Below are 26,422 nucleotides of genomic sequence, written 5' to 3'. Positions count from 1 at the left end.
CGCATTATTAAATTTATACAAAGTCTTTATTTAGGAACACGGGTATTCTATGTTTTAGCTGCACTTGTTCTACTCTTCCTGTTCTCGTATTGGGTACACGCTTTATACCCTATTGCGCTTATAGGCCTGTGGCTGGTTTTGCTTATTGTTGTATTTGATGTTTTGACTTTGTATAAAAAGAAGGAAGGAATTTTTGCTACCCGGCAGCTACCCGAAAAGTTTTCGAACAGCGATCTCAATGAAGTACCGCTTACCATACAGAACAAATACAATTTTAAAATTTCATTTTCTGTGATTGATGAGATTCCTGTTCAGTTTCAAAAAAGAGATTTTTTAAAAATAGGGAGTATTCCTTCCCGCGATCAGGTTTCTATAAATTATGGTTTACGACCCGTAGATCGCGGTATTTACAATTTTGGAAAATTGAATATCTACGTAAGCTCTCCGCTTAAAATAGTGAAGCGGAGATATACATTTAGTAACGGTCAAACGGTAAAGGTGTACCCGTCTTTTATTCAAATGAAAAAATATGCTTTTCTGGCTATTGATAATAAATTGACACAATTCGGTTTAAAAAAAATACGCCGCATTGGTCACACGATGGAATTTGAACAGATAAAAGATTATGTCATAGGCGATGACATACGCACCATCAACTGGAAAGCTACTGCAAAACGTGGCGCTTTAATGATTAATCAGTTTCAGGATGAGAAATCACAACCTGTTTATTCGTTGATTGATGCCAGTCGCGTGATGAAAATGCCTTTTAAGGGCCTTACCCTTTTAGACTATGCAATAAACAGCACTTTAGCTTTTAGTAATATTGCGCTAAAAAAGAATGACAAAACCGGTTTACTAACGTTTAGTAATACCATTCAAAATCATCTCGCAGCAAGTAATAAAAAGACACATTTAAATACAATACTTGAAGTACTGTATGCTATAAATACACAGTTTTTAGATAGTGATTTTAGCAGGTTATATGCCGAAGTAAAACGAAAAATAACGCACAGAAGTTTATTATTGCTTTACACAAATTTTGAGCACATAAGTAGTTTACAACGCCAACTATCCTATCTTAAAGGTTTAGCTAAAAAACATGTTCTAGTCGTTATCTTTTTTGAGAATACAGAGTTAGATGACTTAATTACTAAAAAAGCAACTAGCACTGCAGAAATTTACCACAAGACCATTGCTCAAAAGATGGAATATGATAAAAAACTTATGGTAAAGGAGCTTGAAAAACACGGAATACAAACCGTCCTGACAAAACCCGAAGACCTTTCTGTAAACACAATCAATAAATATTTAGAGATAAAAGCCCGCGGAATTCTTTGAGTTAAAAAGTATTCTCAAACTTTGAATTTGAATTTTTCAATTTTGACGGGAAAGCCCTTATCTTTACAGCTTAAATTTTAATTATGATCCAGGTTACTTTGCCAGATGGCAGTGTAAAAGAATTTGAAAGCGGCGTAACACCTTTTGATGTCGCAAACAGCATCAGTGCAGGTCTTGCACGTAATGTTATTTCAGCAAAATATAATACTACCACGGTAGAGACTACAACACCCTTAACAGAGGATGGCTCGTTAGTTCTTTACACCTGGAATGATGACGAAGGTAAAACAGCATTCTGGCATTCTTCCGCACACATTTTAGCGCAGGCATTAGAAGAATTGTATCCGGGCGTAAAGTTAACCATAGGCCCTGCTATAGATAAAGGTTTTTACTATGATGTAGATCTTGGAGCTCAAACTTTAGGAGAAGGTGATTTTAAAAAGATTGAAGATAAAATGCTTGACATTGCCCGCGGAAAACATGAGTTTTCAATGCGTAGTGTTTCAAAAGCAGATGCTCTAGAATTATATAGAAAACAAGACAACCCCTATAAGGTTGAACTTATAGAAAACCTCGAAGACGGTACAATCACTTTTTGTGATCACGACAGCTTTACAGATTTATGCCGCGGGGGACATTTACCCAATACCGGTTTTGTTAAAGCGGTAAAATTGATGAGCGTTGCCGGCGCATATTGGAGAGGTGATGAAAAAAACAATCAGTTAACTCGTATTTATGGTATTTCTTTTCCGAAGCAAAAAGATCTAAAAGAATACTTAGAACTTCTTGAAGAAGCTAAAAAACGAGATCATAGAAAATTAGGTAAAGAATTACAATTATTTACATTTTCTCAAAAAGTAGGACAAGGTCTGCCATTATGGCTGCCTAAAGGTGCCGCTTTGCGTGAGCGTCTTGAAAACTTTTTAAAGGCTGCACAGAAAAAAGCAGGTTACGAAATGGTGGTTACACCGCATATAGGTCAAAAAGAACTGTATGTAACTTCTGGTCACTATGCAAAATATGGTGCAGATAGTTTTCAACCTATTACGACACCTGCAGAAGGAGAAGAATTTCTTCTAAAGCCGATGAATTGTCCACATCACTGTGAAATTTATAACTCTATACAGTGGAGTTACAGAGATTTACCCAAGCGTTTTGCAGAATTTGGTACCGTTTACCGTTATGAGCAAAGTGGTGAATTACACGGTCTTACACGTGTTAGAGGTTTTACACAGGATGACGCACACATTTTTTGTACTCCAGATCAATTGGATGAAGAGTTTATGAAAGTTATAGATTTGGTACTATATGTATTTGGATCTTTAGGGTTTGAAAACTTTACCGCGCAGGTTTCTTTAAGAGATCCTGAAAACAAGGAAAAATACATAGGTTCTGATGAGAACTGGGCTAAAGCAGAAACTGCTATTATAAATGCAGCAAAAGCAAAAGGTCTTAACTATGTTATAGAAACCGGAGAAGCAGCGTTTTACGGCCCTAAACTTGACTTTATGGTTAAAGATGCATTAGGGCGCAGCTGGCAGCTGGGAACCATTCAGGTAGATTACAATCTGCCAGAACGTTTTGAACTTACTTATAAAGGCAGTGACAATGAAGAGCACCGCCCGGTAATGATACACCGTGCTCCCTTTGGAAGTATGGAACGTTTTATAGCAATTTTATTAGAGCATACAGGGGGTAATTTCCCACTTTGGTTGATGCCACAACAGGCTATCGTTTTAACACTCAGTGAGAATTACGAGAAATACGCCGAAAATGTTTTAGAATTGTTAGAAAATCACGAAATTCGCGCCACGGTAGATGACCGCGGTGAAACTATGGGTCGTAAGATTCGGGAAGCGGAAATGCAAAAACTACCTTTCATGTTGATTATTGGTGAGAAAGAAGCTAATGATGGTACGGTTTCTGTACGTAAACATGGTGGTGAGGATTTAGGAACGATGACAGTTGCAGAATTTGCAGAAGTTGTTAATACCGAAATCAACAAAACACTAAAGAAATTTGAAGTTTAATTAAAAATATATAGCCATAGCAATACGTAGAAAAAGATCAAAAGGACCCATGAGGGTTCAGAAGACAGACCAACACCTTATCAATCAAAAGATACGTGCTCGTGAAGTACGTCTTGTAGGAGATAATGTAGAAATGGGGGTTTATCCCACCAGTAAGGCACAAGAAATCGCAGATGAGCAGGAATTAGATTTGGTTGAAATATCACCAAATGCAGAACCTCCTGTTTGTAAAGTGATGGATTATAAAAAGTTCGTTTACGAGCAGAAGAAACGTGAAAAGGTCATGAAGGCCAAAGCGTCAAAAGTAGTCGTAAAGGAAATCAGATTTGGGCCTAATACAGATGATCATGACTACGAGTTTAAAAAGAAACACGCAATTAAATTCCTTGAAGAAGGTTCTAAATTAAAAGCGTATGTTTTCTTTAAAGGTCGCTCAATAATCTATAAAGATCAGGGTCAAATACTGCTCTTACGTCTCGCTCAGGAACTTGAAGATTACGGCAAAGTAGAACAGATGCCTAAATTAGAAGGTAAACGAATGATTATGTTCTTAGCTCCTAAGAAAGCAAGTAAATAAGCAGTCATTAAGACACATTAAAATAAAATCCCGACCTGAGAAGGCCGGGATTGTTTTGATATTAAAAGATCAGGACAAAAAAATAAGCGGATTAATTAAATAAACTAGGAATTATGCCTAAAATGAAAACAAAAGGCAGTGCTAAAAAGCGTTTTAAGCTTACCGGTACTGGTAAAATCAAAAGAAAGCATGCGTTTAAGAGTCACATCTTGACTAAAAAGTCTAAGAAACGTAAGCTTGCATTAACTCACGATACTATCGTTCACAAAGCTGACGAGAACAACGTGAAAATTATGTTACGTCTTAAATAAGAACGTAACCGGTTCAATTATTTTATAAACCCTGGAGTTAGGCAAAACACTAAATAAAATGTTTTAAAAGTGGTATTAATTACCCGCCTGCTACAAAAACAATTAAATTATGCCAAGATCAGTAAATTCAGTTGCTTCTAGAGCCCGAAGAAAAAAGGTATTGAAGCAAGCCAAAGGTTACTTTGGAAGACGTAAAAACGTCTACACAGTTGCAAAAAATGCGGTTGACAAAGCAATGCTATATGCATACCGCGACCGTCGCCAAAAGAAAAGAAATTTCCGTGCTTTATGGATTACTCGTATCAATGCGGGTGTACGTTTACACGGTATGTCTTATTCTCAGTTTATGGGCAAAGTGAAGTCTGCAAACATCGAGCTTAACCGTAAGGTTTTAGCAGATTTAGCGATGAATCACCCAGAAGCTTTTGAAGCAATCGTAAATAAAGTAAAATAAGGCTAACGCCTAATTAACAATATTCCGCTTATAACGAAAAAGCCCAATCAGTAATGATTGGGCTTTTTTAGGTTTAAATACTTCTCGTAATTTTAAAAATTTTAATAGTCTTGAATACACTTTCTATTGAATTAGTCACATATCACAAGATTTATATACTTAGGTTATACGTGTAAAATTCACATTGAACCTGCTAGAATCATTGACACAGTTGAGGATTCTCTTTTCGTTTATTGTCTAAAGGTGCCTATACAACACATATAAATCAAAATTTAAATGATGACAACTTGTGCGTAAGCTAGCTAAATAGACACTTTGCTTTTTACCTTGTTTAATTCTTCAATACTCCTGAAGTATTTTTCATATCATTAGAAACTTCCACAACAATCTCTTCTAAATTCTTTCCGTATTTAATAATATATGAAGCTTTATTATAATATCCTGAAGAAATAGGATCCTGCACATAATTGAACTTATTTTCTACATACTGAGTGATGTAACCGGCATCTGCAGCACTGTACAGACTCTCTGCTGCTGCTAAACGCAATAAGGTGTCAAATGTAATGTCATAACCTCTCACCGCATAACTGCTGGGCGCATAACCGTATTTTGAAGTATACGCATTTATGAAATCCTTATGTTTAAAATCATATTCTCTGTCAACAGACGGAAAATGAAAGTTTAACTTCATCAATGTAATATTAGATACATCATCGCTCTCGTATGCAGAACCTTTATCTGTTGTTAATAACGTAATTGCGCTATTAGAAAGCTGTGTGCTTAAGGTTGTTGTTATATTGCTTATAAGCGCAATATCATTAGATTCAAGAATAACCCAATTTTCTATAGTACGTGAGAGTTTAGATACTAAGTCACTAGATCTTATGTAGTACCCATTTCCACTACTTCTGGGAGAAATAATTTTTGCATCAGGGTACAGAGAAAGAATGCGCTCTTTTGTATTTAAATTTTTAGAGTCTGCAACTATAATAATATTTTTGCCTTTGCCATCCTGCTTTATAAAACCAAGCATTTGCTCTTTTAATATTTTGTCATCAGGACGTGATTGAAACAAATTTGCACTCATAGTTAAAGAAGGCACAATGGGTGAAACAACGGGAATAGCTCTCGCTCGTAATAAGGAAGACGTTTTTTCAACATTTGAGGTAAGTAAGGGCCCGATAACAGCGTTCATCTTATCAAAATCTTTACGATTCACTATTTCCTCAATCTTGCGATCATTACTAGCCTTACCTGCAGAACGTGAATATTCGGTATCATAAACATATAGATTAGAAGATATACCTAAAGCCTTAGCTGAATCTACAGCCATTAATGACCCACTGTAGAAATCTAACGCTATATTCATAACACGGTCAGATTTTAAAGCACTTTTATTCAATTCTGCAGAGTCTACCTGTGCACTTCCTAAATTAAATGGAAGCATAACAGCAATATTTTTTACAGACAAGTTCTTTAAGTTATTCGCTAAATTTATAGCTCCACCCGTTGTAGTAACCTGTACCTCATTTGTGAGTTTAGATTTTGGTAAAGTCAATACCATACCACTCTTAAGACCATCTTTTAATGAAGGATTTAGGGTAGTAAGTTGTTCCTCGGTCATACCCCATCTTTGGGTTAACCTGAATAACGTTTCTTTAGGCTTTACTTCATAAAAACCATATATACTATCTTCTATAACCGCATCATTTGTATAGGCTTTATCTGGCACATTAACGATATCCCCTATTTGTAAACCATCCACAATATCCGGATTCAGGTTTTCTAATTCTGCTACCGAAATACCATACATAGATGCCAAACCGTATTTAGTTTCTTTAGGTTTTACAATGTGCTTTCTATTTGTAGAAGTTGGTTTTGAAATTTCAGTAACAGCAGAAGTACCTGAGCCGGGTTTTAAAATTTTAATCGTCTCCCCGTTTCTTAGTTCTGCACTGTATAAATGCTGATTGTACCGCTTAATTGTAGATTCTGCAACTTCATATTTTTTTGAGAGATTGTAAAGAGTCTCCCCTTTTTGTACGGTATGAAAAATAAATTTCTCATTTTCACTGCTACTTGATACAGTGGCGTCCGCGTTTCCGCCAGGTAAAATTAAAACCAAACCCGGGTACAATTGATTTTTTGCTTCCGGATTAAGACGGTAAATCTCGTACACGGTAACATTGTATTTATTTGCAATACTAGATACAGTTTCTCCTTGTACAACACGGTGACTTGAGTAGGTTTGCTGACCTATACTTGAACAACTGAATACAACGAAAATGAAAATAAATAATAGGGTTACATTTCTCATTAGTGGGCTTTATTATAAATGGGATTTTAAGTTAAAACTCAAAATCCCATTTTTGATTTAAATTTAAAATATAAGTCTCTGATAATTTGAATATTAAAAAATATAATTTGAACAGTAAGTTCATTTTTTAATACTATAAACAAAGACCTTCTTTACTATAATTTATGCTTACTATTTAATGAAATAACTTTTGGTTATTCCCACTCAATAGTTGCAGGTGGTTTAGAGCTGATGTCATAGACTACTCTATTAACGCCCTTAACCTTATTTATTATATCATTAGAGACCTTTTGTAAAAAATTATAAGGTAGGTTAACCCAGTCTGCTGTCATACCATCTGTGCTTTCTACAGCGCGTAATGCTACACACTTTTCATAGGTACGCTCATCTCCCATTACCCCTACCGAATCTACCGGCAATAAAATTGCACCGGCCTGCCACACTTTATCATATAAATCCCATTCTCGTAGACTATTAATAAAAACAGCATCAACCTCTTGTAAAATTCTAACCTTCTCAGGAGTAATGTCTCCTAAAATACGTATTGCTAAACCAGGCCCCGGAAAAGGATGTCTACCTAATAAGTCAGGATTCATATCCATACTGGCACCCACTCTGCGCACTTCATCTTTAAAAAGCATTCGCAACGGTTCTACAACTTGAAGCTTCATAAAATCTGGCAAACCGCCTACATTATGATGTGATTTTATAGTTGCCGAAGGTCCACCTGTTGCAGATACCGACTCAATTACATCTGGATATATAGTGCCCTGAGCAAGCCATTTTGCATTCTCTACCTGATGCGATTCATCATCAAAAACGTCAATAAAAACACGCCCTATAGTTTTTCTTTTTTCTTCAGGATCACTTTTACCGGCTAACGCTTCAAGAAATCGGTCTGAAGCATCAACTCCTTTTACATTTAGTCCCATACCTTCATATTGTTTCAATACATCTTGAAACTCATTTTTACGAAGCAGACCGTTATTTACAAATATACAGTGCAGGTTGACTCCAATGGCCTTATGCAAAAGCATAGCAGCAACAGAACTATCTACACCACCAGAAAGACCAAGTATTACTTTATCTGACCCTATTTTCTTTTGAAGTTGTTCGACAGTACTTTCTACAAAACTATCTGGTGTCCAGCTTTGCTCAACCTGAGCGATATTTACGAGAAAATTTTCTAATATTTGCTTTCCGTCTGTAGAGTGATAAACCTCTGGGTGAAATTGAATGGCGTAAGTATCCTCATCTTTTAACTTATATGCGGCGTTCTCTACATCGTGCGTACTTGCTAATAAAACAGCTCCTTCGGGCAAACGTTTTATAGTATCACTGTGGCTCATCCAAACCTGGCTACCTATTGTAACACCTTTAAAAAAAGCTTCATCCTCTTTAATCATAGAAAGATTAGCCCGGCCGTATTCACGTGTATTTGACTGCCCTACTTCTCCACCATGAAAATGTGCGAGATATTGAGCACCGTAACAAACCCCAAGAAGTGGTTTTTTACCGCGTATATTAGTCAAATCAGGGTGAGGCGCATCTGCTGCCCTTACTGAAGATGGTGAGCCAGATAGTATGACAGCCTTGTAGCTGCTCAAGTCTTCCGGTAATTTGTTGAAAGGTTTGATTTCGCAGAAAATATTGAGTTCACGTATGCGTCTAGCAATAAGTTGTGTATACTGCGAACCGAAATCTAAAATGAGTACGTTATTTTGCATAGGCAAAAATAGTATTTCTATCTATTTTGACTACTTCAATTTATATTCAAATTTTAGATAAAATACACTTGTTATAAAACTTTATAAATTGAGGAGTAATTGAATACTAATGTGTAGGATATTGTATTTATCTTCTTAGGAAGAATCTTAATACTTAAGTTTATAAGCAGATGAAAATTAAGTAATTATCGTTAAAACCAATTCTTTTTATAAAATTAAATCTGAAAATTCATTATACTTTTTTGCAATATTATTAGGATAATTCCTATTTAAAAGAATAAAATTATATAATATTGGTTTTTAGACGTTAAAAAACAATATATCACTAAAAATATAACTAAAAACAATACAAAGGATATAAATCATATCTTTACAGTATCTATTTAATTTAAGTTCCCTAAACCTTAATAAAATGTCTATATCTAAACAACTAAAACTACTAAGAGAACGTTCTGCTTTATCACAAAAAAAAGTAGCTACTGAGCTTGGTATTACGCAAGGAGCCTATTCTTTAATTGAAAACGGACAAAACTCAATAACTACAGAACATCTTCTAACTCTTAGTAAACTTTACAGTGTCCCTACAGATCGTATATTAAAAGGATCTCATAATTCTATTATGATGAGTTCTTCTAACGGTTTTGTTCCACTCATTAACGTAGAAGCTCGCGCAGGTTTTATTGAAAATAGAGATAATGAGCAATGGATGTCTACGCTAGACATGTTTAAGCTACCAGGTTATGAACCTGCTGAAGGACAAAAGCTCTTTGAAGTTGAAGGCGACAGTATGATGCCTACTTTAATGCACGGTGACATTCTAATCACACAGCATGCAGATGATTTAACTGAAATTCTTGATGGCTCTGTTGCAGTTATTGTAACGGCAAAATCTGTACTTACCAAACGTATTAAAAAAGATCTAGCAAACGACGCTGTAATTTTAATAAGTGATAATAGTAAGTATGAAAGTATAAGCTACGAGCTAAGCAATATTCTAGAAATACTGGTTGTGCGTGGTAAAATAACAAGCTCACTTAATGTAATTGATATGGACGCTAACAAGCGCGTACAACATTTAGAAAGTCAGGTAGATAAACTACAGAGTGATATGAGTAAGCTTATAGAGAAAATAAGTAAAATCGTATAATTATATTTATACGAGTTATTTCAAATAAAAAAAACCGGTCATAGACCGGTTTTTTTATTCTATTAAAATGTATTAAAAGATTAATATACAACTCTACCCTCGGGCAAAGATCCTGTATTTAACCCCATTGTATTAATATTTGGACTTACACCATTATTTGCCGTACCACTTAAAGGTTGTAAGAAAAAAGGAGTATTTAAATCATTATCATCAGCTGGTTCAATTGATATAAAAACTCTTTTAGATATTAAGTTTGGTTCAACATTTATATTATATGCTAAGGCTAAAAGACCCGTATCTAGAAAATCTTCTCCAGGAAAATTAGGATCTGCCAATGGTCCTCCAAAACGTGAAGTTTCATCACTAGTATTTGTTTTTGTAAATTTACCGGTAGATAAATTTTTCATTTCTCCGGAAGCATTAGGCACAGTAACCCAACCTTCATATTTCCAGCCCGCTGGTAAAGTAGGTAAATTTAAACCTGCAGTCCCATTAGTCGCATTAAAAAAATAAACTCCACTCTGCTCATTATTTGCATTGCTATCTGTTGGGGTTTGTAGCGTAAATACACCTGAAGAACCTACGAAATCACCTATTCCTTCTTTAGAATTTAAAGAAGCAGAATTACCTCCAAAGGTTCCGCTCAGAATAATCGAATTACTTATTTCAGGACTATCTCCAGTACTTTTTTCTACACTAATTTTAAATTTTGTGGCAGAAGTTATTTGAGATGTGGGAGCAGAAAAACTTTTAGGCACATTAACATCTGTGAATCTTCCTAAAGAAATATCCTGACCATCTACTGTAATCCAAGCCTGATATTCTGCGTTTGTTCCTAATCTTTCAAGGCCTGTAAGCGAGGTTATAGTGATATCTGATCGTTGTACTGAATCATCATCACCTGAACATGAAGCTAATAATGCTGCTGCGGTTAATAGTCCTAGAAATTTAATTTTTTTCATATCTATGTTTATGTTTTAAGTTGTTTTTATGGTAACGCAAATAGCGTACAAAAATTTCAATAAAAAAACCAAACCGCCATAAAGCGGTTTGGTTTTAATAAATATTTAATAAAATGATTAAGCGTTTTGCTTTTTAATAAGATTAAGTGCAGAACCTTCACGATACCAGGCTATTTGAGCATCATTGTACGTGTGGTTTGCAATGATTGTATCTTTGCTTCCATCTGCGTGAGTAACTTCAATAGTTAAAGGCTTGTCTGGTGCAAATGATTCGATATCAACAAAGCTAAATGTATCGTCTTCCTGTATTAAATCGTAGTCATTTTCATTGGCAAAAGTTAAACCTAACATCCCTTGTTTTTTAAGGTTTGTCTCGTGAATACGAGCAAAAGACTTAACTAGAACTGCAGCAACACCTAAGAAGCGTGGCTCCATAGCTGCGTGCTCACGAGAAGAACCTTCACCATAGTTGTGATCACCCACAACAATAGTTTTAATCCCTTTTGCCTTATATTCTCTTTGTGTATCAGGTACCCCACCATACTCGTTAGTAAGTTGGTTTTTCACAAAGTTTGTTTTCTTATTATACGCATTAACTGCTCCTATTAAACAGTTATTAGAAATGTTATCTAAATGACCTCTGTAACGTAACCATGGACCCGCCATAGAAATGTGGTCTGTAGTACATTTACCAAATGCTTTGATAAGTAATTTAACCTCTTTTAATTCAGAATCCTGAATAGGTGTAAAAGGTTCTAATAATTGTAAACGCTCGCTATCTTCTGCTACTTTCACGGTTACAGAACTACCATCTTCAGTGGGTGCTAGATAACCGTTTTCATCTACAGCAAATCCTTTTGGAGGAAGCTCTAAACCTACCGGAATATCTAATTTCACCTGTTCGCCATCTTCATTTAGCAGGGTATCATTCATAGGATCAAAATCTAATCTCCCTGAAATTGCAATAGCTGCAACCATCTCTGGCGAACCTACAAATGCGTGGGTATTAGGATTCCCGTCAGCACGTTTTGAGAAGTTACGGTTAAATGAGTGTACAATAGTATTTTTTTCTTCGCCCTTACGATCACTACGATCCCATTGACCAATACAAGGACCACATGCATTTGTAAATATAGTTGCTCCTAAATTTTCAAAAACCTGAAGTAAACCATCGCGTTCTGCAGTAAAACGAATTTGCTCAGAACCTGGGTTTATACCAAAATCACTCTTTGGTTTCAGTTTTTTATCAATTGCCTGTTGTGCAATTGAAGCCGCTCTTGATAGATCTTCGTAAGAAGAGTTTGTACAAGAACCTATAAGTCCCCAATCTACTTTGAGAGGCCAGTCATTTTTCTTTGCTTTTTCTCCTAACTCACCTACCGGAGTAGCTAAATCTGGAGTAAAAGGACCATTAAGGTGTGGTCTTAATTCTGAAAGATTAATTTCAATTACTTCATCAAAGTATTGTTCAGGATTTGCATAAACTTCATCATCCCCTGTTAAGTATTCTCTTATTTCATTAGCTGCATCAGCAACATCAGCACGATCTGTAGCACGTAAAAAGCGCTCCATAGAATCATCATAACCAAAGGTAGAGGTAGTAGCACCTATCTCTGCACCCATATTACAAATTGTACCTTTACCTGTTGCAGAAAGGTTTTTAGCACCTGGACCAAAATATTCTACAATAGCACCAGTACCACCTTTAACAGTAAGAATACCGGCTACTTTAAGTATAACATCTTTTGAAGCTGTCCACCCATTTAACTCACCGGTTAATTTAACCCCGATAAGTTTAGGGAATTTAAGTTCCCAGGCCATTCCAGCCATCACATCAACAGCATCTGCACCACCTACACCTATAGCCACCATACCCAGACCACCGGCATTTACCGTGTGACTATCTGTACCTATCATCATTCCACCGGGGAATGCATAATTTTCTAGTACTACCTGGTGAATAATACCTGCACCCGGTTTCCAGAAACCAATACCGTATTTATTTGAAACAGATTCTAAGAAGTCAAAAACTTCATTACTTGTTTCGTTGGCACGTTTTAAATCTTTTTTTGCACCTTGTTTAGCCTGTATAAGGTGATCACAATGTACTGTTGTAGGTACTGCTACATTTTTCTTTCCGGCTTGCATAAATTGCAATAATGCCATTTGAGCAGTAGCATCCTGGCAAGCGATACGATCTGGAGCAAAATCTACGTAATCTTTACCACGCACAAATGCCTTCTCAGTTTTACCGTCCCAAAGGTGAGAGTATAATATTTTTTCTGCCAATGTTAAAGGCTTACCGGTAAGTTCACGAGCTGCATCTACGCGCTCCTTTACATTACTGTAAACCGATTTGATCATATCAATATCAAATGCCATATCTAAATTTTAGTTAAATGAATATGTATAAAAATTACGCTTGAAAGCGGAAGGAAAAATACGAAAAAGCCAGCAAAATAAGAAGCATTTCAACAGATTAAGCCGCATTGAATAAATATCAGAAATATTTCAATTTTGATAAATATATAACGATATCGTTGATTGATTTTAAGAATTAGATAGTTACAAGGATGAAGTCTTCAATACCTACCTTATTTCATCTATTTAGAGTGAATCTATATTATATTACAGCAGCGAATTAATGATTGCATTTAAGGTAACCCCTTCTGCTTCGGCCTTATAATTTTTAATAAGTCTGTGTCCTAAAATACCCTGTGCCACAGCCTGTACATTTTCGATATCTGGTGAATACTTTCCTTGCATTGCAGCGTGAGTTTTTGCAGCCAGGATTAAATTTTGAGAAGCACGAGGTCCGGCTCCCCAATCTATATAATCTTTTACAATTTGTGGGGCTGCATTAGAATCAGGTCTTGTTTTAGCTACCAGTTTTACAGCGTATTCAATAACATTGTCTGCTACAGGAATACGGCGTAATAAATGCTGATAACCCACAATATCCTCTGCAGTAAAAAGCGCATTTATGGAGACTTTATGATCTGCTGTAGTCGCTTTTACAATAGCGACTTCTTCTTCATAAGTAGGATACGCTAAGTTTATTGCAAACATAAAACGGTCTAATTGCGCTTCGGGTAAGGGGTATGTACCCTCTTGCTCTATCGGGTTTTGAGTTGCCAATACAAAGTAAGGAGCATCCAGAGCGTATTGCTTACCTGCAACGGTCACCGCTTTTTCTTGCATGGCCTCAAGTAACGCCGCCTGTGTTTTAGGTGGTGTTCTATTAATCTCATCTGCCAGAATAATATTTGAGAAAACAGGACCTTTTAAAAACTTAAAAGTTCGGTTTTCATCAAGTATTTCAGAACCTACAATATCACTAGGCATTAAATCTGGAGTAAACTGAATACGTTTAAAATCTAATCCTAGTGCCTGGGCGACCGTATTTACCATTAAGGTCTTTGCCAGTCCCGGAACACCAATTAACAATGCGTGGCCTCCGGAAAAAATAGAAATTATAATTTGCTCTACAACTTCATCCTGACCTATAATAACTCTACTTATTTCCTTTTTTAAATCTTTAAAACGAACAACAAGCGTATCTATCGCCTTTACATCAGACATAAATCTATTTTTTTAACCAGTTGCTGCTATAATCGCAGTTTCTGTAGTCTCCGTTTAGTTTAATATAAGTCTCTGCAATCTTCTCATTTTGCCATTTTTCAATAGCTTTAATGCGTTTTGCCTGTAAAGCGAAATCTTTAATTTTCACATAATCCAAAGCAAAATCTGCCTTGTGTTCTTCTACACGGTCTGAAACTGTATAAATCTCATAACGAGTTTTACCGGTACGTGTAGGATTGTTAAAGGCTATCGAAATCTCACCTTCTTTTAAATTCTGAACTTTAGGATATAAATCTGGTGGCAGGTTTTTTAATTCAAACATACGATCCTGAGTAACCGGATTAATCATTATACCTCCGTCACTTGCTGTTTCTTTTTCATCAGAAAATTCTTTTGCAGCTTCAGCAAAGGTAAGTTCACCTGCTTCAATACGTTTCTTTATCTTTTCAATTTTATCTTTTGCAGCAGCTTCTGAAGCTGAAGTAACTTTAGGAATACGCAGAATGTGTCTTAAATCAATTTTCTGACCTCGTATTTTTTCAACTTTTATAATATGATAACCAAATTCAGTTTCAAAAGGTTTACTCACTTCACCTTCTTCTAGGCTAAAAGCAACATCTCTAAATTCTTTAACAAACTGCGACTTACGGTCAACATCTTTGATTAAACCACCATCACCACGGCTCGACTCATCTTCAGACCATAAAACAGCCTTGGTTGCAAAACTACTTCCGTTTTCAAGAATATCTTTGCGGTAGCCATTGAGCTCATCAATTACTTTTTGCTTCTCTTCTTGCGGTACTTCAGGCTCAATCATAATTTTTGAAACCTCTAACTCAATACCAAACTGCGGTAAACCGTCACGCTCAAGACCTTTATAATAATCACGTATTTCTTCTGGAGTAACTTCTACATCTTCAACAATTTTTTGCTGCATAGCTTTAGCCAATTCCTGATTCTTATTTAAGTCAAAAAGTTCTTTTTGAAGATCACTCATTTTGTCTTTTCGGTAGAACTTTAAAAGGCGTTCTTCTGAACCTCCAAATTGATTTAGGAAATAATCTATTTGTTGCTGAGTAAATGATCTTACCTGATCTTCAGAAATTGAAACGCTATCTACAACCGCGTGATGCGCATATAACTTATCTTCCATCAGCTTGTCTAGCACTTTACAGTCTGAAAGACCTTCTGCCTCGACTTTTTGTTGTTTTAAAGATTCTATTGCCTGCTTGATGTCACTGTCTAAAATTACAAACTCCCCTACCACTGCAGCTACCCCATCTACTTTAAAGGTAGTACCGGTAGTTAAAGATTTAGTTTCTACCTGAGCGGTATCAGCATTTTCTACTTCTTCAATAATTTCCTGTGCACTTAACGCACCACCAGAAAGTGTGCAAATAAGAAGCAGTATATAAAGGCTAATTGTAGAGTTCAAATTCTTTATTTTTAATTGCATCTTTAGTAATATCTTTTTCTAATTGTTTAATAAATTCTAATTTCCTTCTATTTAGAAGTATTTGTTTAACCGTAGGCAGAACATATTCTAAAGGCGCATCTGCATTGCGATTAAGCTTGTCTTTTACAGCGATCAAATATAATCCTAATGAATCACGCAACTGTAAAAATTCAGTTTTATTTAGTAACTGATCACTGTTTTCAACCGAAACCGGAGGAATAATAGCGATAACTTTATCTCTTCTAATCCACGTAGAATCGTTTAAGTATTGTGCCTTAAATTGTACAGAAATCGAGTCTAAATATTTTTTATCCTCCTTATTAAATCGAGTAAATCTCTTTTTAATTTCTTCAATATTATAGTCTGTATCTGCCATTTTAATATAACGCAGCTTCAACAGCTCTTCATTTAACTTAAAGTTAGATTTATTCTCTTTATAAAAATTTTTTGCTTCGGCGTCTGTAATTGTACTATCTAGATTACGTTCTACCAGTGCATCTTTATAAGCCTGTGCATACAACTCAGACCGGTACTGATTTACTAAATTATTTAAACGCTCCTGCTCTTCAGCTAAAATATTACGTTGAGCACCGTTCATTAATAATTTTTGAGTTGCCCAGCGGTTGATAAAACTTGATACGACCAGAGCACTATCTTCTTGCGTCATCTCTGCTGTGACTAAATTTGCAATATCTTCAGTATACAAATAACTATCTCCTACACGTGCTACAGGAATTCCTGCGGGTGCTTTAGATTCTAATAAATCACAAGCAACAAGTACAAATGTACAGGCGATAACAAAGACGACCCTTTTTATTAAGTGTGACATAATTTTAATCAAAAAATAAAGATTTAGATTTATAAATGTAGTAACTAAAAATAAACCTTTTAAATTCAATGTTAACTCCTTTAAAAGCCTGCAAAATTAAACATTAAATATTAGATGGTAGAGAACTCTAATTAATCAAATAGTAACTCAAATAAAATATCATTACTTTTCAAACTTTAAATTTGCAACAAAAGAAAGAAAATGAAGTATTCTCATAAAATCATCATTGATTTACCACTTGATGAAACAATCAAGAAAATGGACAGTCTTGAAAATTTGAAGAAATGGCAGAAGGGTTTAACCGAGGCGCGAGTTATATCAGGAAAATTTGGTGAAAAAGGAACTCAAACTGAATTGAAATATGACTTCGGAAATAGAAAAATGACCCTTATTGAAACTATTCTTGAAACCAATATGCCGCATAGCCTAGTTGCAGCATATAAAACAAAAGGTGTTTTAAATATTCAGAATAACACTTTTACTTCTACTGAAGATGGTAAAACTATTTGGAAATCTGATAGCGAGTTTAGATTTGAAGGCTTTGGTATGAAAATGTTAGGACTACTAGTACCGGGAACATTCAAAAAACAATCGCTAAAATATATGCGTGACTTTAAAAAGTTTGCCGAATCTAAAAGTGTGTAGACAACTATTTTGGCACGAGAATTGAAATATCAAAATAAATGGATAGAAAAATTAAACTAATCTGGGATTTTAGAGGCCCCGACTCTCAAAAAATTGCAGAACATCACGTAATACATCTTAATGATTATAGTGCTTCAAGTAATTTGAAGGAACACACAACAGGTGTTGAAGTATTTAGCAAATCGTACAGTATAGCATATATAATCGTATATAAGTCAGAAATGTTACCTGTAAGAGATTCTTTAAAACCACACCGCGGTGAATTCGTTGATTAACTAATAAAAAACTTTTTTAGCTCACCCGCTTTTTTATCTTTGTCCGTAAAATTTTAAAAAATCAATTATTAATATAACTATTTCCTCATAAGAGGCTCAAAATTAAAAGAATGAAAAAAATATTTATCCCCTTAGCAGCGTTTCTTATTAGTGTAAGTGCTTTTGCTCAATCAAAAGTAGGTACTATAGATAGCGATCTTGTAATCGCAAGTTTAAATGAAATCACACAGGTTCAGAAAGATTTAGAAACCTACGGTGCAGATCTTGACAAACAGTTTAAAGACCTGGTTTCTAAATATCAAACATCAGTTACTGCATACCAGAATGCTGAGGCTACCGCTACTGAAGAAGATAAAAAAACCAAGCAAGAAGAGATTGTAAGCATGGAGCAAGATATTCAACGTTTCCGTCAAAACTCTCAAGGTCTTATACAAATAAAGCAAAACGAATTAATGCAACCTTTGTATCAGAAAGTAGGACAGGCTTTAGATGCTGTTGCTAAAGAACAACAATACTCGCAAGTATTAACGCTAAATGCAGGAGTTGCTTATTTTGACCCGGCTTTAGATCTTACCGAGGCTGTTGCCAAAAAATTAGGTGTTACTTTAAAAACAGAGTAATTATCTCTAAAATAGAAGTATAAAAAAAGGGAGCAAATTGCTCCCTTTTTTTTATGCTCGATAGCGTACAAAACTTAATTACCTACTGTAGTTAGGAGATTCTTTAGTTATCGTAACATCGTGGGGATGACTTTCATTAATTCCGCTTGCGGTAATCTTAACAAAACGACCATTTTCTTTAAGTGTTGCAATATCTTTTGCTCCACAGTATCCCATACCGGCTCTTAAGCCACCTATAAACTGGTGAACACTCTCGTAAAGTTCACCTTTATAGGGTACGCGACCTACAATACCTTCCGGCACTAATTTTTTTATATCATCTTCAACATCCTGAAAATAACGATCTTTAGAACCTGTTTTCATTGCTTCAACAGAACCCATACCGCGATAAGTTTTATATTTTCGACCTTCATAAATTATGGTTTCTCCGGGAGATTCTTTAGTTCCTGCAAGCAGTGAACCCAGCATTACGCAGTCTGCTCCAGCAGCAATAGCTTTAGGAATATCCCCGGTATAACGTATACCTCCGTCTGCAATTACTGGCACACCGGTACCTTTTAGCGCAGCTCCTACCTCAAGCACGGCACTAAACTGCGGGAAACCTACACCAGCAACAACACGCGTGGTACAAATTGAACCGGGACCTATACCCACCTTAACAGCATCTGCCCCGGCTTCAACCAAATATTTGGCAGCTTCTGCTGTAGCGATATTACCCACCACAACATCAAGTTCAGGAAATTTATCTTTAACCGCCTTAAGTACTTTTACGACACCCTGAGTATGCCCGTGTGCCGTATCAATGACCACAGCATCTACTCCGGCATTAACTAAAGCCTCTACCCTTTCTACTGCGTCTGCAGTAACGCCAACAGCGGCTGCTACACGCAACCTTCCGAAGGTATCTTTATTTGCAATAGGTTTTTGAGTAAGTTTTGTAATATCTCTAAATGTGATTAAACCAATCAATTTGTTATCATTGGTAACCACTGGTAATTTTTCAATCTTGCTTTCCTGTAAAATGACTTCAGCCTGTCCTAAAGAAGTACCTTCAGCTGTAGTTACCAGATTTTCAGAAGTCATCACCTCAACTATAGGTCGCTTATCATCTTTTTCAAAACGCAAATCCCGGTTAGTAACTATTCCCACCAAACGGCCTTCATCATCAATTATAGGAATTCCCCCAATACTGTGCTCGGCCATAAGGCGCTTGGCATCCTTTACAAAAGCATCACGCTTTAAAGTAACAGGATCTATAATCATCCCGCTTTCTGCACGTTTAACACGACGCACTTTTACCGCCTGTTCTTCAATACTCATATTCTTATGCAAAACGCCAATACCGCCCTCACGAGCAATAGCTATGGCCATTCGCGATTCGGTAACCGTATCCATCGCTGCAGAAACGATAGGTACATTAAGCGTTATATTTCTAGAAAATTTAGATTGAATATTTACTTCTCGAGGAAGTACTTCAGAATATGCGGGAACTAAGAGTACGTCATCATAAGTTAGACCTTCTCCTACTATTTTAGTTTCGTGTGCCGTCATTGCAATTAAGATTTAATTGCGTGCAAAGTTACTGTTTAAATCTTAATTACAGGATATAAAGTCTTCTTAGTATTAGAATTGAACCTAATTTGATATTATAATTTTAAATAAGTCTAAATAAGCTTGTTATTTATTAATGTCTCTAATATTTTTGCGCAAAAAAAATAGAAATAATAGAATTGTTATGAAAAAAATATTACCCTATTTATTACTAATGCTTATTTCAGTAGGCATTTATGCACAACAAGAGCAAAAAAGCGACACCCTCACACGCCAGGAGTTAAAAGAAATTTTACTGTCTAATAATATTTTAGGCAGCAAATTTGAAGTTAAAAATAGAACCGGTTCTGCTTATTATATATCTCCTCAAGATCTTGAACAATTTGAATATACAGATGTAAACAAAGTTTTACGTGCTGTACCAGGAATTTCAATATACGAAGAAGACGGTTTTGGTCTAAGACCTAACATAAGTCTTAGAGGTACTTCACCAGAGCGAAGTGCGCGTATTACTATAATGGAAGACGGCGTATTAATTGCTCCTGCGCCATATAGTGCTTCATCTGCATACTATTTTCCTACAATAGGTAGAATGCAGGCTGTAGAAGTTTTAAAAGGAAGCAGTCAAATTCAATATGGGCCTTATACGACCGGTGGTGCTATTAATATGATTTCTAAAGAGATTCCAAATTGTTTTTCTGGTAATGCTCGTTTTACAATTGGGAACTACAATACGAGAACACTTGAGGCAAATGTGGGTGACAGCTATGAAAACTTTGGTTGGAATACCGAATACTATAATTACAATTCTGATGGATTTAAATCACTAGACGGTGGTGGAAATACAGGATTTGACAAAAGTGATTATGTAGGTAAATTTAGATGGAATACGTCTGCTGAAAACAAAACATTTCAAGCTATTACAGCAAAAATTCAATATTCTGAAGAGACTTCTAATGAGACTTATTTAGGTCTAACAGATACCGATTTTGATATTGATCCGTATCGTCGCTATGCTGCGTCTCAAGAAGATCAAATGAATGCAGACCACAGCCAGTTTCAACTGAATCATCTTTTAAAACTACAATCTGGTTTTAAATTAAATACCACTATTTACCGCAATAATTTTAAAAGAAACTGGTATAAATTAGATGATGTAAACCTAGAAAATACTGTTTCTATAAGCAATGTACTTGCAGATCCCTTAACTTATGAAGCTGAATATCGCTCGCTTTTAGGAACTACAGATACTCCTAATGATGCTTTTGGAGTCAAGGCTAATAATCGTAAATATTATGCACAGGGTATTCAAACCATAGGTACTTTTTTATGGGGAAGTAAAAATTTGCAAACCTTAGAACTCGGGTTGCGTTTTCATCAGGATGAAGAAGATCGTTTTCAATGGGAAGACCGGTATGCAATTCAAAATGGTGAAATGATACGTACCACTGTTGCAGAAAAAGGAACAGATGCTAATCGTATTGCAAGTGCAGATGCACTTGCCGCGCATGTATTATATAAAATAACCTTAGGTGATTTAACGCTTACCCCAGGATTGCGCTATGAAAATATTACCTTAAAGCGAAAAGATTACGGTACAAATGATACCGCTAGAACAGGCATAGACCTTTCTACACGTGAGAATAAAGTTGATGTTTGGATACCAGGAATTGGAGCAAACTATAAACTAGCTCAAAACCTTAGTTTCTTTGGAGGGGTTCATAAAGGTTTTGCACCTCCCGGCAGTTCAGAAGGTCAGAAACCTGAAGAGAGTATAAATTTTGAGTTAGGTTCTCGCTTTTTTCTGGGCGGCTTTAATGGTGAAATAGTAGGTTTCTACAATGACTATAGTAATTTGTTAGGTAGCGATCTTGCAGCATCTGGTGGTACCGGAACTTTAGATCAATTTAATGCAGGAGCCGTTACCGTTAATGGTTTAGAACTCTTATTAAATTATAATATTTTACAAAATACAGGTAGTTCACTACAACTGCCTATAACTTTTGCCTACACGTTGACGAATAGTGAATTTAACTCCAGTTTTGAAAGTAGTGATGCTATTTATGGTGATGTTACTGAAGGAGACGAAATACCATATATTGCTAGAAATCAATTTAATATCACTGCGACTCTAGATCATAAAAGCTTCAATATAAGTTTAAGCGGAAGATATACAGACGCATTTAGAACACAAGCCGGAAGTGGTTCAATTCCAGAACAATTTAAAGTGCCCAGTAATTTTATAGTTGATTTTGCTACACGTTATTATGTTAGCAAAAATGTTACTCTCTCCGGAAACATTAATAATTTGTTTGGCACTACGTATGCTGTATCAAGAGTTCCATCAGGATTGCGACCGGGAATGCCCTTTAGTATAAATACCGGAATAGCTTATAAGTTTTAAAAGCATTTATTTTATAGCGAAAATGGCATTGTAAACAATGCCATTTTTCGTTTAATGATAATTGAGAAATATTTTAGAAGCTTCGTTATAGGCAGATTCAAAACTCATAGGGCGTACCCCAGAATCTTCTTTTACGCTGGTAAAATAAGAGAGCATTTTTTCTGTAGGCATATTGCCCGTTAAGTCATCTTTAGCCATAGGGCATCCGCCAAAACCCTGTATTGCCCCATCAAACCTGCGACAGCCGGCTTTATAAGCAACATCTACCTTTTCAAACCATTTTGTAGGCGTGGTATGTAAATGAGCCCCAAACTCAATCTCAGGATATTTAGGTATAAGATTACTAAATAAATAATCTATCGTTTCGGCATCAGAAGTCCCTACAGTATCAGATAGCGACAAAATAGAAACACCCATATTAGAGAGTTTTTCTGTCCACTCTCCTACTATATCTACATTCCAGGGGTCTCCATACGGATTTCCGAAACCCATAGAAATATAGGTTACCACTTTTTTATTATGCGTATCTGCGAGGTTTAAAATCTCCTGTAACAGATTAACAGATTCTGCTATAGTCTTATGCGTATTACGCATTTGAAAGTTTTCAGAAATACTGAAAGGGTAACCCAGGTAATCTATTTCGCTATGTTGAACGGCGCTTTCTGCACCACGAAGATTAGCAACAATTGCAAGTAATTTTGTAGAAGTTCTGCTCAAATCTAATTTACTTAGAACTTCTGCCGTGTCTACCATTTGCGGTATTGCTTTAGGAGATACAAAACTCCCAAAATCTAGTGTATCAAACCCACATCGTAATAAGGATTGCAAATACTGCACCTTAGAGGCGGTAGGTATAAAATCTTTTATCCCCTGCATAGCATCTCTGGGACATTCAATTATTTTAAGCGCTCGGCTCATTGAGATTTTTTAAATAACAGGATAAATATACGATATATACAAATCGTGTATAACCTTCTATCTAGTTGTAATGTCTGAAGGAATAACCAAAGTAAATGTGGAGCCCTCACCCAGAACACTTTGAGCCTCTATACGCCCCCCTATTTTTCCTGCAATTTCCTGACATAAAATTAAGCCTATACCATTACCAGGCTCATTTGCCGTTCCTTTTAAGGTGTGTCGCTCTTGGTCAATTAGCACTTTTTTAATCATTTCTACAGTCATTCCCTGCCCGGTATCGGTGATGTGAATATGACAAAAACCTTCTGTAAATGAATTACTGAATGTTATCTGCCCGGCAACAGGAGTAAATTTAACTGCGTTGTTAGTTAAATTGCGCAATACTACTCTCAGAACCTGAGGATCTGTATATATAACTGCATCTTTAGAAATATGATTAACAACCGTTATTTTCTTTCTCGTGATAAAAATCGATTCAATTTCAAGAGTTTCTTCAATAAATTCATTAATAATTAATTCTTTAAAATTGAATCTAAATCCATTCATTTGAGACTTGGCCCAGACTAATACATTTTCAATTAAATAATATAAGTCTGATGTTTGCTTTTTTAGTTCTTTATAAAGTTGTTGAATCTCAGGTTCAGAAAAATTATTATGATCTTCATTGAGCAGCGTTATGCTGTTAAGTATCGCTGCCACCGGACTTTTTACATCGTGTGCTACAATAGAAAAAAGATTGTCTTTTTGACGGTTTATAGCTTCAAGATCTTGATTGCTCGCATTCAATACTTCCTGTTTTTCCTTTAGAATCTGATTATTTTCAGATTTAAATTTATAAAGGCGGTATAATATAAATATGAGTATTAATAAAAGACCAGCTATTATAATTACTGCATAGATGGTATACTTTTGTCGTTCTATTTGCAATGCCTGAATCTCAGATTCATTACGCAACAATTCATTTTCAAACACACGTTCTTCCTGTGCATATTTTGCTTTTATATTCTGAAAAATATTAGACTGTTCTCTATTATGTACCTCTTTATTAAGTTCTATATATTTTTTTGAATACTCTAAAGCTTTACCATCTTGATTTAAAATCTCGTAGATAGCCTGTTTTGTTTCAAAATAAATAAGCGTTAAATAGTGATCATTAAGTGATATAATTTGTTCTTCAAGACCGGCTATTTCATTTTCAGATCTTGCAGGTTGATTTAAATCTAGATATACTTTAGCCCTGTAACATTTTGCCAAAAGTTTAAATTGCAGCGGAATATTTTCTTGATTTAGTGAAGCATTTAAATTTATAAGAGCCTCTTCAGGATTATTAATAAGATATTGAGCAGTTCCCATATTAAAATGAGCTACCGATAGAAAACGCTTGTCAGAAAGTTTTTTTGAAAATTCAATACCTCGCTTTGCATAGTACACTGCGCTATCCAGATTCTTTTTTTCTCTGTGTGCAGCACTTAAATTAAGTGTCTCTTTAGTGTACTGATCAAATTGATTTATGGTGTCTAAAAGTTTTATAGACAAATGAAAATTTTCAAGTGCTGCATCAAAATCTTTTAAGTAAAAATCTAGAGATGCAAGATTTCCATATGTTAAGCTTAAACCAGAGATATCACCGGTTTTTTGATAAAACTGCAGTGCTTTCTGAAATTCTAATATGGCCTCTGTATATTGTGAAGTAACAACATAATATGTACCTCTTCTGTTATGTGCTTTTGCAATTCCTGATAACCACTTGTTTTTTTCTGCAAGTTGAAGAGCCTTATTCACATAAATCAGGGTAGAATCTGGCTTGTAATATAAATATTGATAGGCTATTTGCTCATTTATATCGCTGCGAATGGTATCTGACTTTGCTTCTTTTAAAAGTTGAGAAAGGGAGTCTATTTTTTTACTTTGAGCAAAAGCCTGAGATACTGCAAAAAACGAAATACAACTACATAGCACAGAAATGTACTGCATCTTTATTGTAAAGTAGCTTACGTTTGACATTGTAAAAAATTAGATTTGAGGTAATCTAATGTAATTTAAGTAGATTTTTTAATCAAACTACAATCCTCTTCTTAAAATTTCTTTATTTATGCTTTTTATGACCTGCGGTCCTTCATATATAAAACCGGTATAAAGCTGAATTAAAGACGCGCCTGCTTCTAATTTTTCAATGGCATCTGCTGCACTGTGAATACCTCCAACTCCTATTATTGGAAAAGCATTTTTACTTTCCTGAGCTAAAAACCGAATAACTTCAGTAGAACGATCACGCAAAGGTTTACCGCTAAGACCGCCTTGTTCTGCTTTATTTGCTGAAGTTAAACCTGCTCTGCTAATAGTTGTATTTGTTGCGATTACACCTGCTATACGCGTAATATTTACGATATCAATTATATCTAGTAATTGATCATTAGTAAGATCTGGAGCTATTTTAAGTAATATAGGTTTAGGTTTATTTTTCTTAGAATTCAAATCTTGCAGGCCAGAAAGTAATTGAGTAAGAGGTTCTTTATCCTGCAGTGCTCTTAAATTAGGCGTATTTGGCGAACTTACATTTACCACAAAATAATCTACGTAGTCAAAAAGAGCTTCAAAACAAATCTGATAATCACTATAAGCATCTTCATTAGGAGTTACTTTATTTTTACCAATATTCCCTCCTATTAAAACACTTTTATTTTTCTTCAATCTTTTAACAGCTTGCTCAACACCACCATTATTAAACCCCATTCGGTTAATAATCGCCTCATCTTCTTTTAGACGGAATAAGCGCTTTTTTGGATTTCCGGCTTGGGGTTTTGGAGTTAGCGTTCCTATTTCAATAAAACCAAAACCAAAATCTGACAGCTCTTTATACAGCTTCGCATCTTTATCAAAACCCGCGGCAAGTCCCACCGGATTTTTAAATTTAAGACCAAAAACTTCACGCTCTAACCGCTTATCTTCGATTTTAAAAATTGGTCTTAGAAGTTTTGTTATTCCTAATCCACTCAATAAGCGAATACTTTTAAAACTGAAATGGTGTACCGATTCAGGATCAAATTTAAAAAGTAATGGGCGGATAATAGATTTGTACATAGCGTGATAGTAAGTGCGCCCAAAAATACACTCGCTAATGGGAAATCAAAAAGAAAAATGAACATAAAAAACCTCTCTCAAGAGGTTTCTTCTAAAATTAGAAGTCTTAAATGCATTAAGTCTTGTGTATGTTTAATCTCTAATTTTGTTAGCTAACTTCCTAAACAAAATATATAAGTGACGGTGTATTGTTTAACT

21 protein-coding genes are annotated in these 26,422 nt (G+C 35.3%); 10 read left to right on the top strand and 11 right to left on the bottom strand.

The window, feature by feature from the left end; all coding sequences use genetic code 11:
* The first annotated feature begins 3 nt into the window (after positions 1-3).
* From ACEN25_RS01775 to rplT, 5 genes are all read left to right on the top strand, one after another.
* Positions 4-1,338 (top strand): DUF58 domain-containing protein, encoded by a 1,335-nt coding sequence (locus tag ACEN25_RS01775; RefSeq protein WP_441801703.1) that lies wholly within the window; start codon positions 4-6, stop codon positions 1,336-1,338.
* Between the two features lie 83 nt (positions 1,339-1,421).
* A complete protein-coding gene (gene thrS / locus ACEN25_RS01770; protein ID WP_441801369.1) occupies positions 1,422-3,368 on the top strand; it encodes a threonine--tRNA ligase in 1,947 nt (648 codons plus the stop codon).
* Positions 3,369-3,417: 49 nt separating this feature from the next.
* Complete coding sequence (infC, locus tag ACEN25_RS01765) at positions 3,418-3,945, top strand: translation initiation factor IF-3 (protein ID WP_051621242.1); 528 nt, start codon at positions 3,418-3,420, stop codon at positions 3,943-3,945.
* Between the two features lie 113 nt (positions 3,946-4,058).
* Positions 4,059-4,256, top strand: coding sequence for a 50S ribosomal protein L35 (gene rpmI, locus ACEN25_RS01760; protein ID WP_028375526.1), 198 nt, complete (start codon positions 4,059-4,061; stop codon positions 4,254-4,256).
* A 109-nt stretch (positions 4,257-4,365) separates the two neighbouring features.
* Positions 4,366-4,710, top strand: a complete 345-nt coding sequence (gene rplT / locus ACEN25_RS01755) for a 50S ribosomal protein L20 (protein WP_028375527.1) — start codon at positions 4,366-4,368, stop codon at positions 4,708-4,710.
* A gap of 331 nt (positions 4,711-5,041) precedes the next feature.
* On the opposite strand, the gene ACEN25_RS01750 is transcribed toward rplT, so the two are convergent.
* Together ACEN25_RS01750 and guaA are read right to left on the bottom strand one after the other, a co-directional pair.
* Complete coding sequence (locus tag ACEN25_RS01750; protein WP_441801368.1) at positions 5,042-7,027, bottom strand: LysM peptidoglycan-binding domain-containing protein; 1,986 nt, start codon at positions 7,025-7,027, stop codon at positions 5,042-5,044.
* Positions 7,028-7,221: 194 nt separating this feature from the next.
* Complete coding sequence (gene guaA / locus ACEN25_RS01745) at positions 7,222-8,754, bottom strand: glutamine-hydrolyzing GMP synthase (protein ID WP_441801367.1); 1,533 nt, start codon at positions 8,752-8,754, stop codon at positions 7,222-7,224.
* Between the two features lie 412 nt (positions 8,755-9,166).
* Between guaA and ACEN25_RS01740 the strand changes: the two genes are divergently transcribed.
* A complete protein-coding gene (locus tag ACEN25_RS01740) occupies positions 9,167-9,901 on the top strand; it encodes an XRE family transcriptional regulator (RefSeq protein ID WP_028375530.1) in 735 nt (244 codons plus the stop codon).
* 80 nt (positions 9,902-9,981) lie between these two features.
* Here ACEN25_RS01740 and ACEN25_RS01735 read toward each other — a convergent pair whose 3' ends face one another.
* From ACEN25_RS01735 to ACEN25_RS01715, 5 genes are all read right to left on the bottom strand, one after another.
* Positions 9,982-10,863 (bottom strand): anti-sigma factor, encoded by an 882-nt coding sequence (locus ACEN25_RS01735; protein WP_441801366.1) that lies wholly within the window; start codon positions 10,861-10,863, stop codon positions 9,982-9,984.
* Positions 10,864-10,980: 117 nt separating this feature from the next.
* Positions 10,981-13,245 carry an aconitate hydratase gene (locus ACEN25_RS01730; protein ID WP_441801365.1) on the bottom strand — a complete coding sequence of 755 codons (2,265 nt, stop codon included), beginning with the start codon at positions 13,243-13,245 and terminating at the stop codon, positions 10,981-10,983.
* 246 nt (positions 13,246-13,491) lie between these two features.
* A complete protein-coding gene (locus ACEN25_RS01725) occupies positions 13,492-14,445 on the bottom strand; it encodes an AAA family ATPase (RefSeq protein ID WP_028375533.1) in 954 nt (317 codons plus the stop codon).
* Between the two features lie 4 nt (positions 14,446-14,449).
* Positions 14,450-15,880, bottom strand: a complete 1,431-nt coding sequence (locus tag ACEN25_RS01720; protein ID WP_441801364.1) for a foldase protein PrsA — start codon at positions 15,878-15,880, stop codon at positions 14,450-14,452.
* Complete coding sequence (locus ACEN25_RS01715) at positions 15,864-16,730, bottom strand: peptidyl-prolyl cis-trans isomerase (protein WP_441801363.1); 867 nt, start codon at positions 16,728-16,730, stop codon at positions 15,864-15,866. Before ACEN25_RS01715 ends, ACEN25_RS01720 begins: the two co-directional genes overlap by 17 nt.
* Before the next feature lie 201 nt (positions 16,731-16,931).
* On the opposite strand from ACEN25_RS01715, the gene ACEN25_RS01710 reads away from it, so the two are divergent.
* The 3 genes from ACEN25_RS01710 to ACEN25_RS01700 all read left to right on the top strand — a co-directional run bounded on the left by ACEN25_RS01710 (position 16,932) and on the right by ACEN25_RS01700 (position 18,270).
* Complete coding sequence (locus ACEN25_RS01710) at positions 16,932-17,375, top strand: SRPBCC family protein (RefSeq protein ID WP_441801362.1); 444 nt, start codon at positions 16,932-16,934, stop codon at positions 17,373-17,375.
* Between the two features lie 38 nt (positions 17,376-17,413).
* Positions 17,414-17,650 carry a hypothetical protein gene (locus ACEN25_RS01705; RefSeq protein WP_441801361.1) on the top strand — a complete coding sequence of 79 codons (237 nt, stop codon included), beginning with the start codon at positions 17,414-17,416 and terminating at the stop codon, positions 17,648-17,650.
* A 110-nt stretch (positions 17,651-17,760) separates the two neighbouring features.
* Complete coding sequence (locus ACEN25_RS01700; protein WP_028375538.1) at positions 17,761-18,270, top strand: OmpH family outer membrane protein; 510 nt, start codon at positions 17,761-17,763, stop codon at positions 18,268-18,270.
* 78 nt (positions 18,271-18,348) lie between these two features.
* Here the strand turns inward: ACEN25_RS01700 and guaB are convergent, their stop codons facing one another.
* Positions 18,349-19,821, bottom strand: coding sequence for an IMP dehydrogenase (guaB, locus tag ACEN25_RS01695; protein ID WP_441801360.1), 1,473 nt, complete (start codon positions 19,819-19,821; stop codon positions 18,349-18,351).
* A gap of 184 nt (positions 19,822-20,005) precedes the next feature.
* Here guaB and ACEN25_RS01690 point away from each other — a divergent pair, with 184 nt between their 5' ends.
* Positions 20,006-22,225 (top strand): TonB-dependent receptor family protein, encoded by a 2,220-nt coding sequence (locus ACEN25_RS01690; protein ID WP_441801359.1) that lies wholly within the window; start codon positions 20,006-20,008, stop codon positions 22,223-22,225.
* Positions 22,226-22,276: 51 nt separating this feature from the next.
* Here the strand turns inward: ACEN25_RS01690 and ACEN25_RS01685 are convergent, their stop codons facing one another.
* From ACEN25_RS01685 to ACEN25_RS01675, 3 genes are read right to left on the bottom strand one after another with little or no spacing between them, the layout of a single operon-like run.
* Positions 22,277-23,143 carry a hydroxymethylglutaryl-CoA lyase gene (locus tag ACEN25_RS01685; protein ID WP_441801358.1) on the bottom strand — a complete coding sequence of 289 codons (867 nt, stop codon included), beginning with the start codon at positions 23,141-23,143 and terminating at the stop codon, positions 22,277-22,279.
* 57 nt (positions 23,144-23,200) lie between these two features.
* A complete protein-coding gene (locus tag ACEN25_RS01680; RefSeq protein WP_441801357.1) occupies positions 23,201-25,147 on the bottom strand; it encodes a tetratricopeptide repeat-containing sensor histidine kinase in 1,947 nt (648 codons plus the stop codon).
* A 57-nt stretch (positions 25,148-25,204) separates the two neighbouring features.
* The gene (locus tag ACEN25_RS01675) at positions 25,205-26,224 is read right to left on the bottom strand and encodes a quinone-dependent dihydroorotate dehydrogenase (RefSeq protein WP_441801356.1); all 1,020 of its coding nucleotides are present in this window, start codon (positions 26,222-26,224) and stop codon (positions 25,205-25,207) included.
* Positions 26,225-26,422: the final 198 nt, after the last annotated feature.

It is taken from the genome of Leeuwenhoekiella sp. W20_SRS_FM14, from assembly GCF_052119605.1.
GTDB lineage: Bacteria > Bacteroidota > Bacteroidia > Flavobacteriales > Flavobacteriaceae > Leeuwenhoekiella.
The sequence above is the reverse complement of the archived record's forward strand: the minus strand, read 5'-3'. Positions and strand labels throughout refer to the sequence as shown.